At 70.6% G+C, this 1,157-nt stretch carries 1 pseudogene; it reads left to right on the forward strand.

Going from position 1 to position 1,157, the window contains the following annotated elements:
- Nucleotides 1–69 precede the first annotated feature (69 nt).
- A pseudogene (locus AB0C78_RS50810) lies at nucleotides 70–1,157 on the forward strand (IS3 family transposase); the annotation flags it as partial.

The following is a 1,157-nucleotide window of genomic DNA, read 5'->3' on the forward strand; positions in this document are numbered from 1 at the left end:
GGGCCTTCCCCCTGAAGTGTGGACACCCTGAAGCCTGGATCATGGGTCCAGGGGAAGGAGGTGTCTTTGATGGCGCTGAAGCACTATCCGGAGGAGTTCAAGGCCGACGCGGTGGCGTTGTTCTTGTCTGCCCCCTCCAACACCTACAAGCGGATCGCCGCCGATCTGGGGATCAGCCGGGGCACGCTGCGCAACTGGGTACTGGAGGCCCAGCGGCGCGGGACGGCGCCGGGCCGGCCTGCCCCCGCTCAGCCGCCGACTCAGCGGGATCTATCCTCGGCTGACGTGCATGAACAGGAGAACCAGCAGCTCAGGGCACGGATCCGTGAGCTGGAGACCGAACGCGACATCCTGCGGAAGGCGGCCAAGTATTTCGCCGGGGAGACGCGCTGGTGAACCGCTTCCAGTTCGTCGCCGACCACCAGGCCGCCTACGGGGTGAAGCGGTTGTGCCGGGTGCTGGAAATCGCCCGGTCCAGCTACTACCGGTGGCGGTCGGCCGCCGAGGCCCGGGCCGCCCGGGCCCGCGCCGACGCCCGACTGGCCGAGCGGATCGCGGTGATCCACGCCGCCTACGACGGCACCTACGGCTCCCCGCGCATCACCGCCGAACTCCGGGACCAGGGTGTGCAGGTCAACCACAAGCGCGTCGAGCGGGTCATGCGCCGCCACGGCATCGCCGGGTTGCGCCTGCGCCGCAAGGTGCGCACCACCATGCCCGCCCCGGACACCGCCCCCGTCCCGGACCTGCTCCGACGCGACTTCACCGCGCCGGCCCCAGGCCGCCGCTACGTCGGCGACATCACCTACCTGCCGATCGCCGACGGCACCTTCCTGTATCTGGCGACCGTGCTGGATCTGGGATCTCGGCGGCTGGTGGGCTGGTCGATCGCCGAGCACATGCGCACCAGCCTGGTGATCGACGCCCTGGACGCGGCGGCGGCCACCCGAGGAGGCACCCTGAACGGCGCGATCTTCCACAGCGACAACGGCGCGCAATACTGCGCGGCCGACTTCACCGCCGCCTGCGACCGGCTGGGCGTCACCCGGTCCCGCGGCGCGGTCGGCACCAGTGCCGACAACGCCGCCGCCGAATCCCTCAACGCCACCCTCAAACGCGAAACCCTGCAAGGCGCCCGGCACTGGCCCACCACCCAC

This window comes from Actinomadura sp. NPDC048394 (assembly GCF_040651755.1).
In the GTDB taxonomy this organism is placed as follows: domain Bacteria; phylum Actinomycetota; class Actinomycetes; order Streptosporangiales; family Streptosporangiaceae; genus Spirillospora; species Spirillospora montaniterrae.